At 71.1% G+C, this 13,058-nt stretch carries 10 protein-coding genes; 2 read left to right on the top strand and 8 right to left on the bottom strand.

What is annotated here, in order from left to right; all coding sequences use genetic code 11:
* Positions 1-31: 31 nt before the first annotated feature.
* The 3 genes from ACQQ2N_RS01475 to ACQQ2N_RS01465 form a co-directional block, all read right to left on the bottom strand.
* Positions 32-1,396, bottom strand: a complete 1,365-nt coding sequence (locus ACQQ2N_RS01475; RefSeq protein WP_440223897.1) for a hypothetical protein — start codon at positions 1,394-1,396, stop codon at positions 32-34.
* Between the two features lie 125 nt (positions 1,397-1,521).
* The gene (locus ACQQ2N_RS01470) at positions 1,522-2,463 is read right to left on the bottom strand and encodes an electron transfer flavoprotein subunit alpha/FixB family protein (RefSeq protein ID WP_440223896.1); all 942 of its coding nucleotides are present in this window, start codon (positions 2,461-2,463) and stop codon (positions 1,522-1,524) included.
* Positions 2,464-2,550: 87 nt separating this feature from the next.
* Positions 2,551-3,297 carry an electron transfer flavoprotein subunit beta/FixA family protein gene (locus ACQQ2N_RS01465; protein ID WP_440223895.1) on the bottom strand — a complete coding sequence of 249 codons (747 nt, stop codon included), beginning with the start codon at positions 3,295-3,297 and terminating at the stop codon, positions 2,551-2,553.
* A gap of 283 nt (positions 3,298-3,580) precedes the next feature.
* On the opposite strand from ACQQ2N_RS01465, the gene ACQQ2N_RS01460 reads away from it, so the two are divergent.
* On the top strand, positions 3,581-4,816 hold the full coding sequence (locus tag ACQQ2N_RS01460) for a 2OG-Fe(II) oxygenase (protein WP_440223894.1): 1,236 nt from the start codon (positions 3,581-3,583) through the stop codon (positions 4,814-4,816).
* 76 nt (positions 4,817-4,892) lie between these two features.
* Here the strand turns inward: ACQQ2N_RS01460 and ACQQ2N_RS01455 are convergent, their stop codons facing one another.
* From ACQQ2N_RS01455 to ACQQ2N_RS01445, 3 genes are all read right to left on the bottom strand, one after another.
* Positions 4,893-5,801: an ATP-grasp domain-containing protein gene (locus tag ACQQ2N_RS01455; protein ID WP_440223893.1), complete on the bottom strand. Its 909-nt coding sequence runs from the start codon at positions 5,799-5,801 to the stop codon at positions 4,893-4,895.
* Positions 5,802-6,017: 216 nt separating this feature from the next.
* Complete coding sequence (locus ACQQ2N_RS01450) at positions 6,018-7,571, bottom strand: hypothetical protein (protein ID WP_440223892.1); 1,554 nt, start codon at positions 7,569-7,571, stop codon at positions 6,018-6,020.
* 40 nt (positions 7,572-7,611) lie between these two features.
* Positions 7,612-9,216, bottom strand: coding sequence for a 4Fe-4S dicluster domain-containing protein (locus tag ACQQ2N_RS01445; protein WP_440223891.1), 1,605 nt, complete (start codon positions 9,214-9,216; stop codon positions 7,612-7,614).
* 97 nt (positions 9,217-9,313) lie between these two features.
* On the opposite strand from ACQQ2N_RS01445, the gene ACQQ2N_RS01440 reads away from it, so the two are divergent.
* Positions 9,314-10,720, top strand: a complete 1,407-nt coding sequence (locus ACQQ2N_RS01440) for an amidase (protein WP_440223890.1) — start codon at positions 9,314-9,316, stop codon at positions 10,718-10,720.
* A gap of 762 nt (positions 10,721-11,482) precedes the next feature.
* Here the strand turns inward: ACQQ2N_RS01440 and ACQQ2N_RS01435 are convergent.
* Positions 11,483-12,115, bottom strand: coding sequence for an ABC-type transport auxiliary lipoprotein family protein (locus tag ACQQ2N_RS01435; RefSeq protein WP_440223889.1), 633 nt, complete (start codon positions 12,113-12,115; stop codon positions 11,483-11,485).
* Positions 12,112-13,056: an MlaD family protein gene (locus ACQQ2N_RS01430; protein ID WP_440223888.1), complete on the bottom strand. Its 945-nt coding sequence runs from the start codon at positions 13,054-13,056 to the stop codon at positions 12,112-12,114. Before ACQQ2N_RS01430 ends, ACQQ2N_RS01435 begins: the two co-directional genes overlap by 4 nt.
* Between the last annotated feature and the right edge of the window lie 2 nt (positions 13,057-13,058).

The following is a 13,058-nucleotide window of genomic DNA, read 5'->3' as shown; positions in this document are numbered from 1 at the left end:
TGTCGTCGCACGACTGTCGCGCCGCGCGACGTCACAGCATCAGAGGGCGCAGCATCGGCAGGTAGGTGTCGACGACGCTGCGCGCGGTGCGCTGCACGTTCTCCGCGACCGTCGCACCGGCCTCGACGAAGGCGCCGCCGACGACCTGGGCGACGTCGATCGCGGCGTTGTCGATCGCGACGATCGCACGCACGACCGGGCCCTGCGACTGCGCGCCCTGCGTGGCCGCGTGCTGCACGGCGTCGATCGCGCCGTCGACACGATCCACGCCCGTGCCGACCACTTCGACAAGCGTCGGTCGCGGTGCCCACGGCGTGTTCTGGTCCATCGCATCGAGCATGGTCTGCTGGTGGTGCTTGTAGGCCGAGTCCGCGACGTTCATGACGTCGTTGCCGAGCGGGCCGAACAGCGTGCGCACGCCGATCGTGATCGCGCTCGCGGCCCAGTCCGGCATGCCGGACGCGTAGGCGATCGCGTCGTCGGCGAGGTCGCCGCCGCGGTATTGCAGCGCGACCTCGTGGCCGAGCGCGTCGGGCAGCGCCGCGCCGATCAGGCGGTTGCGCGCGAGTTCGCCGAGCTGCGCGAGCGGGCCGAACAGCGCGCCGGTCAGCGACGGCAGCGGGCCCGTGGTCTGCAGCGTGTCGAGCGCTTCGCCGTCGATCGTGTAGGCGCGCACGAGCCCGTCGGCCGCGCTTTCGCGCACGCTGTCGGCATCGAGGCCGTGGCGCGCGAGCGTCGCGTCGTGCACACCCGAGGCATCGAACGTGATCGCGGGCACGCCGCTCAGCGCCGCGCCGAACGAGGCGAGGCCGCCGCCTTGCGAATGCCCGGTCAGGCCGAGGTTGGCCCAGCCGCCGTCGTCGTCGCGGCGTCCGAGCGTGCCGGTGAAGTCCTCGATCACGTCGGGCACGATGCGGTCGTACTCGGTGGTCGGCAGGCCGGCACCCTGGGCGAGGTTGGTGAGCCAGTCCTGCGCCTCGTTCTCGGTTTCGGCACCCGCGCCGGTGCCGCGGAACGCGAGCATGTAGTTGCCGTCGCCGTCGGCGAAGACTGCGGCGCGGAACTGCTCGCCGGGCTGGTAAAGGCGGTCGATCGCCTGCGACGAATAGCCGAGCGCCGAAAGCTCGTTCGCATCGAGCATGCGCCAGCCCGTGCGCGCCTCGAGGTGGTCGACGGCGGCGTCGAACGCGACGTCGTTCGGCCCGACGTCCTCGTGGTAGACGAGGTAGGCCATCTCCATCGCAGTGCGGTCGAACGGCTGCGCCTGCGTACCGGCGATGCCGTCGGAGAACGAGGCCGTCGCCGAGGCGCGCTGCGGGGAGGCGGAAGTGGCCGCGCCGGTGTCGGCCGTGGCGAGGGCGCGTACGCCCGGGGCATCGGAAACCGTGAGGGCCATCGGCATGCCTCGTCGGCAAGGCGGAGCGGTCGAGTGTCCGCTCCACCGCGAGGCGGTACAGCTGGGGTTTCCCCGCGGTGATGCGCGGGAAGCACCCGGTCCGCGTGGCGGACCGGGCGGTTCGCTCAGAGCGCGTTCTCGAGCTCGGGCAGGATCGTGAACAGGTCGCCGACGAGGCCGATGTCGGCGATCTCGAAGATCGGCGCGTCGCCGTCCTTGTTGATCGCGACGATCGTGCCGGCGTCCTTGATGCCGGTCAGGTGCTGGATCGCGCCCGAGATGCCGATCGCGATGTAGAGCTCCGGCGCGATGATCTTGCCGGTCTGGCCGACCTGCAGGTCGTTCGGCGCGTAGCCCGCGTCGACCGCCGCGCGCGAGGCGCCGACCGCCGCGCCGAGCTTGTCGGCGAGGCTGTAGATGATCGAGAACTTCTCGGCCGAGCCGAGCGCGCGGCCACCCGAGACGACCTTCGAGGCGCCTTGCAGGTCCGGGCGGTCGCTCTTGCCCTGCGCGAGCTCGACGAAGCGCGTGTGCGAGGGCAGCGTCGCGTCGAGCGTGAGTGCCTCGACCGGAGCCTGTGCGGAGCCGTTCGCGGCCGCTGCGTACGAAGCCGTGCGCACGGTGCCGACGAGGATCTGGTCGGCCGGCGCCTCGACCGTGACGATCGCGTTGCCCGCGTAGATCGGGCGCTTGAACGTGTACGCCGAGTCGACGGCCATGATGTCCGAGACCTGGGCCACGCCGAGCAGCGCGGCGACGCGCGGCAGCAGGTCCTTGCCGAACGTGGTCGACGGCGCGAGCACGTGCGTGTAGCCGTTGCGCGCGGCCGCGGCGACCTGCGGCGCGAGCACCGCGGCGAGTGCGTGCGCGTTCTCGGCGCGCGTCGCGGTCAGCACGCGCGTGACGCCGTCGATCGAGGCTGCGGCCGTGGCGACCGCGCCGGCGTCGGCGGCGAGCACGAGCACGTCGATCTCGCCCTGGATGTCCTTCGCGGCGCTGACGCAGCGCGCGGTGCTGCTGTTGAGCGTGCCGCCGAGGTGTTCGGCAACGATGAGGATCTTCGCCATGTTCAAAACCCTTCGAGTCGTGGCGGGAGGGCCGTGGCCGTTCCCGCGGGGGCCGTCACCGGGCGTGCCGGCGCGGCGTCGGGACGGTCACGCGAGGCCCTTGGCCTTGAGCGCGGCGACGAGTTCGGCGACGTCCTTGACCATGACGCCACGGCTGCGCTTGGCCGGCGCGGCGTGGTGCGTGGTGCGCAGGTGGTCGCCCGATTCGACGCCGAGGTCGGCGAACGCGATCGTCTCCAGCGGCTTGGCCTTGGCCTTCATGATGTCGGGCAGCTTGATGAAACGCGGCTCGTTGAGGCGCAGGTCGGTCGTGATCACGGCCGGCAGGTCGACCTCGATCGTCTCGAGGCCGGCGTCGACTTCGCGCGTCACGCGCGCCTTGCCGGCGTCGATCTCGACCTTCGACGCGAACGTCGCCTGCGGGCGGTCCCACAGGGCGGCGAGCATCTGGCCGGTCTGGTTGCAGTCGTCGTCGATGGCCTGCTTGCCGAGGATGACGATGTCGGGCTGCTCCTTCTCGATGAGCTTGAGCAGCGCGCGCGCCGCGGTCAGCGGCTGGATCGCGTCGGTCGTGACGACGTGGATCGCGCGGTTGGCACCCATCGCGAGGCCGTTGCGAATGTGCGCCTGGGCATCGGCCGGGCCGATGGTGGCGACGACGACGTCGGTGGCGACGCCCTTCTCGCGCAGGCGCAAGGCCTCTTCGAGCGCGATGTCGTCGAACGGATTGGCCGAAAGCTTGACGCCTTCGGTGACCACGCCGGAGCCGTCCGGCTTGACCTGGATGCGCACGTTGTAGTCGACGACGCGCTTGTAACCGACCAGGATCTTCATCGTGTGGGATTCCTCGGACACTGGGATTTAGCCCCGGGATTGTAGCCCAGAGCCCCGATGCGCGGGCGTATGGGCGGGTCGCCTGCACGTGTGTAAAGCGGCTTGAATCGACCGGCCGACTGGGCACAATGGAGGTGTGGTGGCCACGCGCGATGCGGGAGGGCGGACGCGAGTCCGTGCGTCGCGCGCAGCGGCCGCCACACGTGCGGCGACGGGATCCGGGCGATGCAGCGGGCATCGGGCCGGCGGTCCCGCGTGTGGCGGCAGGGGGTGGCGGCGCGGCATGCAGATCGAGACGCTGAGGCGGGCGGCCACGGCCGGCGACGGCGCGGCCGCGTTCGAGCTTGCGCAGTGGCACGCGCGGCGTCGCGAGATGCCGGACGCCTTGCGCTGGCTCGCGCATGCCGCCGATGCCGGCCACGCCGAGGCCGCGAACGAACTCGGCATGCTCGCCGCGTTCGCGCCTGCCGGAGGCTCCCGCGATGCCGTCGCGGCGCGCACGCGCTTCGACGCGGCTGCGGTGCTCGGCCATGCCGAAGCCTCGTACCGCCTCGCCGTGCTCGATCTGGGCCTCGAAGAGGCCGCACCTGATCCGATTCTCGTGCGCCTGCACGATGCGGCGCGCGGCGGTTTCGCCCCGGCGCAGCGCGCCCTGGGCATGGCCTGGTTCGCTGCCGGCGACCTCGACGCGGCACGTGCGTGTTTCGCGGTGGCGCTGGCGGCCGGCGACGCGCTGTCGGCGTTCCTGCTCGCGCGCCTGTCCGCCGATCCCGCGCAGGCGCGTGGCCTCGATGCCTTCGCGCTCGCGCGCGGCGTACGGCGTGCCGGTGCGTTCGTCGACGGGCCCGCGCCGTTCGCGTCGCCGATGGTTCCCGCGCTGCCCGGCGTGCCGCCTGCCACCGCACTCGATGCGGTGTCGACGCCTGCCGTGGCGCGCCATGAGGCGCCGCCCATCGCGACATTCGACGGTGTGTTCTCCGCGCTCGACTGCGAGTACGCGATCGTGCTCGCCTCGCCGCACGTGCAGCGCTCGATGGTCCACGACCCGGTCACGGGCGGGCCGATGCTGCATCCGATCCGCACCTCGAGTTCGATGGCATTCGGTGTCGACGACGAGGATCTCTGGCTGCGCGTCCTGCAGCGTCGCCTCGCGAGGCTCGCGCGCCAGCCGCTGCGACATGCCGAGCCGCTTGCCGTGTTGCGCTATGCACCCGGCGAGGAGTACCGCCCGCATCGCGACTACCTGCGCGATCCCGCCGAACTCGCGCCGGGCGCACCGGGGCAGCGCGTGCGCACCGCATTCGCCTACCTCACCGACGTCGCCGCAGGTGGCGAGACCGATTTCCCGCTGCTCGCGGTGCGCATCGCGCCCGCGCGAGGCCGCGTGGTGCTGTTCGACAACGTCGACGCCGCGGGGCGCGTCGATCCGTCGACGCTGCACGCGGGCCTGCCCGTGCGCGAAGGCCGCAAGTGGCTCGCGACGCTGTGGTTCCGCGAGCGCGCGTACCGCGCCTGGTGAGGTTGTCCACACGCGCCGTGGAAAGGCTGTGGACAACCCCGGGATCGATGCCGCGCAGCCGCGTCGTGGCGCGGTGTCAGCCCTGTTCGGTCACGGCGTGACCAGCACGCCGCAGCAGCGCATCGGCGAAGCGCAGCGCGCTGCCTTCTGCGTACGCGAAGAACAGTGACGGCTCGACGAGTTCGAGTTCGAGCACGACCGGCGCGCCGTCGGCATCGCGGATGAGGTCCACGCGTGCGTAGGCCGGCGCACCTTCGACCGGCAGCACCTCGAGCACGCGCCGCGCGAGCGCGCGCTCGTCCTCGCCCGGCTCGCGCGCGGTGATGTGCTCGGCCGCGAACAGCGCGCGCGTCGCATCCTCGTTCGTGCGCAGCAGCGGGCCCTTGCGGATCGCGTGGCTGAAAGTGCCGTCGACGTGGATCAGCGCAGTCTCGCCGGCCTCGTCGACGCGATCGAGGTAAGGCTGCAGCAGCACGCTGCGGCCACGATCGAGCAGGCCTTGCGCGTGCGCGACGGCGTCGTCGCGACGGTCGTGTGCATGGCGTCGCGCGTCGCGCGAACCTGCACCGACCGCGGGCTTCACGACGAGGTCGTTTGCCGCGTGTACGGCGAGGAACGCGTCGATCGCCGTCGCGGCGTCGCCGCCCGGCTCCACGAAGCGGCTCGGCACGGTCGCGATGCCGGCAGCCTCGAGGTCGGCCAGGTAATGCTTGTCGGTGCTCCAGCGCACGAGGCCGGGCGGATTGACGAGGCGTGTCGCCGCAGCGGCGCGCGCGACCCAGGCGAGGAACGTCTCGAGGCGGTCGGTGTAGTCCCAGGTCGAGCGCAGCACCGCGAGATCGAACGAGCCCCACTCGATCGCTTCGTCGTCCCAGTCGACGACGTGCACGTCGGCACCGCGTTCGAGCAGAGCCTCGCGCAGTGGGGCGAGGTCGTCGTCGAGATCACGCGCGGCACGCGCGGTGACGAGGGCGATCGTGGGCATGGGGCGATCCGTCCGGAGGAGGTCGCGCAGCTTGGCATGCGCGGTTGGCGATGTCGCGTGGCTGCAGCGTGGCAATGCCGGACTCTTGCGTCGTCGATGGCGCAGACGGCGCCGCGCTCGTTGCAGCGCCTCGTCCACGCAGGCCATGGCCGCACTGTAACGAGCGGGCGCCCTGGCCCATCCGGTCCCGGCGCATGCCTTGATAACGTCAGGCGATCACCGTCGCAGGGTTGGCTCGACCACATTCCCTCGCGCGTCGACGTCGAGCACGATGCGGCCCGTGTCGTCCGAGCCGCCATCGGCATCGTCGAATGCCGCCATGCACAGGTTGCCGATGCGCTGCAGCGCGTGCGTGCCGAGGCTCGGCATCGGCGTCAGCGCGGGCCACGACAAGGCGTTGCAAAGGCGGCCGTCGAGCACGCTGACGTAACTGCGCGTGCCTGCCGTGACGCGGCAGCCGAGGATCGAGCTGCCGCGTGGCGCGGCGGCCTTCATCGCAACGTCGATATGCGGGCGAATGTCCGCTGCAAGCTGCGGCGCGTCGAGCTCGATTCGGCAGCCTGGCGGGTAGCTGCGTTCCGCGAGCCTCGCGCCGAGCGCGAGATGGGATGCGCTCGCGACCTGCCGTGAATCCGCCCAGCGCGTCGCGTTGCCGTGCGTTGCCGCGAAGCCCGCGCCGCACAGCACGACCATGGCGACACCGAACGATGCGACCGCGCGCGGCACCTCGCGCAGCGCGACGGCCGCCGCGGCGACGAGCAGCGCGAGACCCGTCATGGCGAGGTGGTAGAAGCGCAGGTTCTCGGGCACCGCGAGTGCGCCGTCATGGACCAGCACGAGCGAGGTCACCGGCCATTGCAGCAGCGACGGCGCGACGAGCAGCGCGCTGCCGGCGAGTGCGAGGCGCGCGACGTCGCCGCGTCGGGCGAGCAGGCCGCCCGCGATCGTCGCGAGCGCGGCCACACCGAATACGAAGAGGATCGCTGCTACCCACGCCGGCATCGCCTGGAAGCCCGCGAGCGCGGCGGGCAGGCGCTGCCACCACGCGAGCACGCCGCGCACGAGGTTCGCGGCGAGGTCGGTCTGCGACAGGCTCGATTCGAGCGACTGAACGGTCAGCATGCGCAGCGCGAGCGCGGCGAGCGCGGGCGCGACGACGGCGATGGCGAGCATGCGATCGAGTCCGCGTCGCTCCCACACGCGCCAGGCGAGGCGCACGAGCATGACGCCCGCGATCGTGTAGGCGACCTCTTTCGCCGCGATCGCGAGCAGCAGGCTGACCGCGACCACCACCGCTGCGCGCCGGGAGCCGTCGATCGCGCGCTCGAACGCGATCAGCGCCACGATTCCGAACAGCAGCGCGAGCGGGTCGTAGCGGTCGGACATCCACATCGCCGTCGTCGCGGCGGCAGGCAGGCAGGCGAAGGCGAGGCCGCCGCACAATGCGGCGGCGCGATGCCCGGTCGCGCGCAGCACGAACGCGGCGAGCAGCGCCGCATTGGCGGCATGGATCGCGAGGTCGAGCGCGTTGTGCGCGAACGCGCTCGTGCCGAACGCCTGCACCGACAGCCACCACACGAGCAGGCCGGTCGCGCGGTAGTAGTAGACGAAGAACACGTTGTCGACGACCAGTGGCCATGGCGCGTCGAGGTGGCGCATCAGCGCGACGTAGGCGAAATCCTCGGGATGGAAGCCCGCGTGCAGCGCCGGGGCGAACGCGAGCGCGGCGACGAGCGCGCAGGCGAGCACGATCGCGGCGCGTGTCAGCATGCGCGCGCGCCCGGTGCCGTCTCGACGCGCGCGCGTCGCATCACAGGTTCTGGTAGTTCGGGCCGGCGCCGCCTTCCGGCGTCACCCAGGTGATGATCTGGTACGGATCCTTGATGTCGCAGGTCTTGCAGTGCACGCAGTTGGCCGCGTTGATCTGCAGGCGTCTGCCGTCGCCGTCCTCGACCATCTCGTAGACGCCGGCCGGGCAGAACTTCTCGCAGGGATTGCCGTACTCGACCGTGCAGCGCGTGACGCAGATGTCGGTGTCGGCGACCTTGAGGTGCACGGGCTGGTCCTCGTCGTGCTCGGTCGCGGCGAAGTAGACACTGGCGAGGCGGTCGCGTGGCGGCAGCGTGCGCTCGACGAAGTCGCGCTTCGGCGACTCGGCCTCGTCGAGGCGCTTGAGCTGCTGCCAGTCGGCGTGGTTCTTGAGCGTCCACGGCGACAGGCCCGCGGTGACGGTTTCCCATGCGGCATTCGCCATGCCGGCCCAGAAGCCCTTGTGGAAGCCCGGCTTGATGTTGCGCACCTTGCGCAGCTCGGCGCCGACCGCCGACGCACGCAGCTTGGCATCCCAGCCGGTGACGCCGCCGGTCTCGGCGAGGTGTTCGGCCGCGAGCATGCCCGAGCGGATCGCCTGGTGCGTGCCCTTGATCTTGGGCACGTTGAGCAGGCCCGCGGCGTCGCCGATCAGCATCGCGCCCGGCATCTCGCAGCACGGCAGCGACTGCCAGCCGCCTGCGGCGAGCGCGCGCGCGCCGTACGAGAGGATCGTGCCGCCTTCGAGCAGCGGCTTGATGGCCGGGTGATGCTTGAGCTGCTGGAACAGCTCGAACGGCGACAGCTTCGGATCCTGGTAGTCGAGTCCCGTCACGTAGCCGATCGCGACGCGATCCTTGTCGAGGTGGTAGAGGAAACTGCCGCCGTAGGTCTTCGTGTCGGCGGGCCAGCCCACCGTGTGCACGACCTTGCCCGGTTCGACACGGCCCGGCGGAAGCTGCCAGAGCTCCTTGATGCCGATCGACCAGGTCTGCGGGTCGCAGTCCTTGTCGAGCGCGTACTTCGCGACGAGCTGCTTGCTGAGGTGGCCGCGCGCGCCCTCACCGAGCACGGTGACCGGCGCGACGATGTCGATGCCCTGCGTGTACGACGGCTTGTGCGTGCCGTCGCGCGCGATGCCCATGTCGCCGATGCGCACGCCGCGGACCGCGCCAGCCTCGTCGAACACGGGTTCGGCGGCCGCGAAGCCCGGGAACACGTCGACGCCGAGCGCTTCGGCCTGCGGCGCGAGCCACGCGCAGAGCGCGCCGAGCGACACGATGAAGTTGCCGTGGTTGTGCATCTGCGGCGGCACGACCGGCGCCTTGAGGAAGCGCTCCTTGTCGCGCAGCCAAAGGAATTCGTCGTGCGTCACCGGCACGCAGATCGGCGGCGGGTTGGCGCCCCATTCGGGCAGCAGCGCGTTGAGCGGCTCGGGTTCGATGACCGCGCCGGACAGGATGTGCGCGCCGATCGTCGAGGATTTCTCGATCACGCAGACGCGGATGTCGGGCTTGAGCTGCTTGAGCCGGATCGCGAACGCCAGCCCCGCCGGCCCCGCGCCGACCGTGATGACGTCGTACTCCATGATGTCGCGTTCGCTCATCGCTGGCTCCGGCTTGCTCTGGCAAATGCGCTATTGTCGGCGTTCACCGCACGGGCGGCAAACCAGCGCGCGCCCCATACGCAGAAAGGGAACCATGATGGCCGATCCACACGACGAGCTCTCCGACCAGCGGCTGCGCGGCGCCAGCGCGTTCCAGCTGCTGCACTGGCTGGCCGGCGGGCGCACCAGCGCGAAGCGCCTCGCCACGCTGCACCAGGAGGCCATCGCACACGAGAACGCCATGCTGAACGCGTTCGTCGCACTCGATCCGCAGGCCCAGGCGGCCGCCGAGGCCAGCGATGCGCGGCGTGCCGCGGGCGGCGCGATCGGTCGCCTCGACGGCCTCACGGTTGCGATCAAGGACAACATCGACGTCGGCGGCCTGCCGACCGGACTCGGCCTGCGCGGCCGCCATGCCCATGCGGCACGCGAGGATGCCTGGGTCACCGCGCGCCTGCGCGCGGCCGGCGCCGTGATCCTCGGCAAGACCTCGCTCGACGAGGGCATGCTCGGTTCGGCCGGTGCGAGCGCCACCGGCGCGACGCGCAACCCGCATCGCCACGACGTCATCGCGGGCGGCTCGTCGGCGGGTTCCGCCGCGGCGGTCGCGGCGGGACAGTGCGCGTTCGCGATCGGTACCGACACGCTGGGTTCGGTGCGCATCCCGGCCAGTCATTGCGGCATCTTCGGCCTGCGCCCGACGCTCGGCGAGATCTCGATGCACGGCGTGGTGCCTACAGCTCGCCGCCTCGACAGCCTCGGCATCCTGTCGCGCTCGGTGCAGGACCTCGCGATCGTGCTGCAGGTGCTCGGCGCCTACGATCAAGCCGATCCGCGCTCGCGCCGGCGCCGCGTCGCGCTCGCACCGCCGGACTGGGAGCCGGGCCGCCTGCGCAGCGGCTTCATCCCCGACCTCGCCGCGCTCGGCGTCAGCGACGACGTGCGTGCCGTGTTCACGCGCGCCACCGATGCGCTCGCGCTCGAACTCGGCGAGCGCGTCGACGCCGATTTCTCGTCGTTCGACGTCACCCGCATGCGGCGCGCCGCGCTGCTCGTGATGGAGAGCGAGCTCGCGATCGAACTCGCAGACGAACTCGCCGCGCCGGATGACGGCGTGTCGCCACGCCTGCGCGCCTTCGTCGATTACGCGCGCGGCAAGTCCGCGGTCGACTACGCGCGCGCCGACCGCCAGCTCGACCGCGCCGTGGTCTTCGGGCGTGAACTGTTCTCCTCGATCGACGTACTCGTGCTGCCGACCGTGCCGCACGGCCCGTACGCGATCGGCGAGGACGAGCGCGCCAACGACGCCGACCTCACCTGCATCGCGAGCCTCGCCGGCTGCCCGGCCGTGAGCCTGCCGATGGGACGCCTTGCCGACGGTCTTCCGGTCGGCCTGCAGCTCGTCGGTGCGCCGGGTTCGGACCTGCGCCTGCTGGAACTCGCCGAGATCTGTGCGGCACGCCTCGACAGTGCACCGAACTACCCGGTCGGCCTCGCGGCCTGAGCATAGTCTCGCGGCTGCGCGAGCGGCCCGAGGTCACGGCTGAGTCTGCGCTGCGCGGTGCGTCTTCGCGCGTCACCGACGCATGGGGGGGCGACGCGACAACCGTCCCCTCTCCCCCGGCCCCTCTCCCGCAAGGGGAGAGGGGAGTCGAGCGGATCATCGTGTTCGTGAGGTATCGCGTCTCGAGCGCAAGGCGCGACTGTCGTCCGTGTCGTCCGCGGCTGTCGAAGCGGCTCCAATCCCCCGCAACGCCGCAGTTTCGCGATTCCGTGCACCGTCGCCGACGCGACCGCCTCAAGCCCCTCTCCCCTCGCGGGAGAGGGGTTGGGGAGAGGGGCGCGCTGGCGTCGAAGCTCGATGTACGGGATGTACGTTCGGTATCGCCGCTGCCGAGGCGACGGCTTCAATCCCCTCTCCCCTCGCGGGAAAGGGGTTGGGGAGAGGGGCGCGCTGGCGTCGAAGCTCGATGTACGGGATGTACGTTCGGTATCGCCGCTGCCGAGGCGACGGCTTCAAGCCCCTCTCCCGCAAGGGGAGAGGGGAGTCGAGCAGGTCATCGTGCTTGTGCGGTTTCGCGTTTCGCGTGTGGGGCGCGACGATCGTTCGTGTCCGTGCACCGCCGCCGAGGCGACGGCTTCAAGCCCCTCTCCCCTCGCGGGAGAGGGGTTGGGGAGAGGGGGGCTCTGCCGTTGAAGCTCGATGTGCTGGATGCAGATTCGGTATCGCCGAGGATGACCGCGCCGCACGCACGGCTCCGATCGATCAGCGCGCGGCTTTCGTGCCGTGGTGACGCGAGCCTTCCGCAAGCGTCCACTCCACCAACGAAGGCAGCACCTCGCCTAGCGCGGCCTCGAACGCGGGCACGACGCTCGCGACGTCGCTGGACGTGGCCGGCGACGTCGCCTCGAACGCGCGCGTCGCGACGATGCGGTTGGCGCGGTGGTCGAAGAGCTTCGCGTTGAAGCGGATCGCCGCGCGCGCACCGCCGCCGTCGAGTTCGGCCTGAAAATCGCGTACCTCGATCGCGAGAGAATATTCCGCACTGAGACCGTCGCCGCCACTGACACCGCCGAGCCGGTGCGAATCGTCGAAGGCCTGCACGACGAGACTGCGAAGCAGCTGCGGCACCGGATCGCGCCAGCGCGCCTCGGGGTAGACCTCGAGCACGCCCGCTGTCGGCGCGACCGTGATGCGCGGCGTGTCGAGTGCGGCGCTCGTGCGCGGCGTCTCGACGACGAGCTGCCAGTCGACCGGCGTGGCGTTCGCCGCGGCGGCCGGCGCGGCGAGGCGTGGGGCATAGACCGTGAACGAGCCGTGCTTGCCGCTCAGCGCGGCGCAGCCGCCGAGCAGCACGACGGCCGCGAGCGCGAGGAGGAGGCGGGATGCGCGCATCATTTCGACTTGAACTCCCTGGGTTGGTCGCGACCGAGCAGCAAGGTGTTGGAACTGCCGAGCTGGTCGCCGAGCTGCTTGAACGAACGCAGCGTCTCGCGCAGCTCGACGAGCGTCGGGCCGACCTGGCGCAGGCCCTGGTCGGTGAAGCTGGTCAGTGCTTCGCGGTTGTCGACGAGCAGCGCGTCGGTCGAGTTCGCGACGCGCTCGATCGACGCGATCGCCTTGTCGACGGCTTGCAGCACCGCGCGGGCATCCTCGCTGACGAGCTTGTTGGTGGTCTGCGCCATCTGGTTGAGCGTGACCAGCGTGGCCTTGAGTTCGCCGCTCGCGCCGGCGAGCTGCTGCAGCGCCTGGGCCATCTCGCCGCGCTGTTCGGCGACCGTGCTCGCGATCTCGTCCACGTGGCGCAGCGTCGCCGACACGTGCGCGACATTCTCCTTCGACAGCAACTGGCCGACACGCACCAGCGCCTCGTTGACGCTCGTGACGATGTCCTCGCCCGAGGCCATGAGCTTGGCCAGCGCGGACTCCTCCGCGCGGATCACCGGCACGGGGTTCGCGTCGGTCGGCAGCAGCGGCGGGCTGTCAGGCGTGCCGCCCGAGAGCTGGATGAAGGCCAGGCCCGTGACGCCGAGCATGCCGAGCTTGGCCACCGTGTCGGTACGCACGGGCGTGTTCGCATCGAGGCGCACGCGCGCGATGACGTTGCGCGGATCCTTCGGGTCGAGGCTCAGCTGGGTCACTTCGCCGACCTTGATGCCGTTGTACTGCACGAGGCCGCCTTTCGAGAGGCCGGTGACGGCCTCGGTGAAGACCACGTCGTACCAGCCGAACTCGCGGTCCGCGCTGGTCTTGGACAGCCACAGCACGAAGCCGAGGCCGACGACGAACGCGGCGATCGCGAATGCGCCGATGAGGAGGTGATGGGCTCGGGTTTCCATGC

The organism is Dokdonella aquatica (genome assembly GCF_051987395.1).
GTDB lineage: Bacteria > Pseudomonadota > Gammaproteobacteria > Xanthomonadales > Rhodanobacteraceae > Dokdonella.
Note: the sequence above shows the minus strand (reverse complement) of the source record. Positions and strands in the feature narration are given on the sequence as shown.

Excerpts from the sequence above, each read along its gene's own strand:
- ACQQ2N_RS01445 (WP_440223891.1), bottom strand. The coding sequence starts at position 9,216 with ATGAGCGAACGCGACATCATGGAGTACGACGTCATCACGGTCGGCGCG.
- ACQQ2N_RS01435 (WP_440223889.1), bottom strand. The coding sequence starts at position 12,115 with ATGATGCGCGCATCCCGCCTCCTCCTCGCGCTCGCGGCCGTCGTGCTG.
- ACQQ2N_RS01465 (WP_440223895.1), bottom strand. The coding sequence starts at position 3,297 with ATGAAGATCCTGGTCGGTTACAAGCGCGTCGTCGACTACAACGTGCGC.
- ACQQ2N_RS01450 (WP_440223892.1), bottom strand. The coding sequence starts at position 7,571 with ATGCTGACACGCGCCGCGATCGTGCTCGCCTGCGCGCTCGTCGCCGCG.
- ACQQ2N_RS01440 (WP_440223890.1), top strand. The coding sequence starts at position 9,314 with ATGGCCGATCCACACGACGAGCTCTCCGACCAGCGGCTGCGCGGCGCC.
- ACQQ2N_RS01470 (WP_440223896.1), bottom strand. The coding sequence starts at position 2,463 with ATGGCGAAGATCCTCATCGTTGCCGAACACCTCGGCGGCACGCTCAAC.
- ACQQ2N_RS01475 (WP_440223897.1), bottom strand. The coding sequence starts at position 1,396 with ATGGCCCTCACGGTTTCCGATGCCCCGGGCGTACGCGCCCTCGCCACG.
- ACQQ2N_RS01455 (WP_440223893.1), bottom strand. The coding sequence starts at position 5,801 with ATGCCCACGATCGCCCTCGTCACCGCGCGTGCCGCGCGTGATCTCGAC.
- ACQQ2N_RS01430 (WP_440223888.1), bottom strand. The coding sequence starts at position 13,056 with ATGGAAACCCGAGCCCATCACCTCCTCATCGGCGCATTCGCGATCGCC.
- ACQQ2N_RS01460 (WP_440223894.1), top strand. The coding sequence starts at position 3,581 with ATGCAGATCGAGACGCTGAGGCGGGCGGCCACGGCCGGCGACGGCGCG.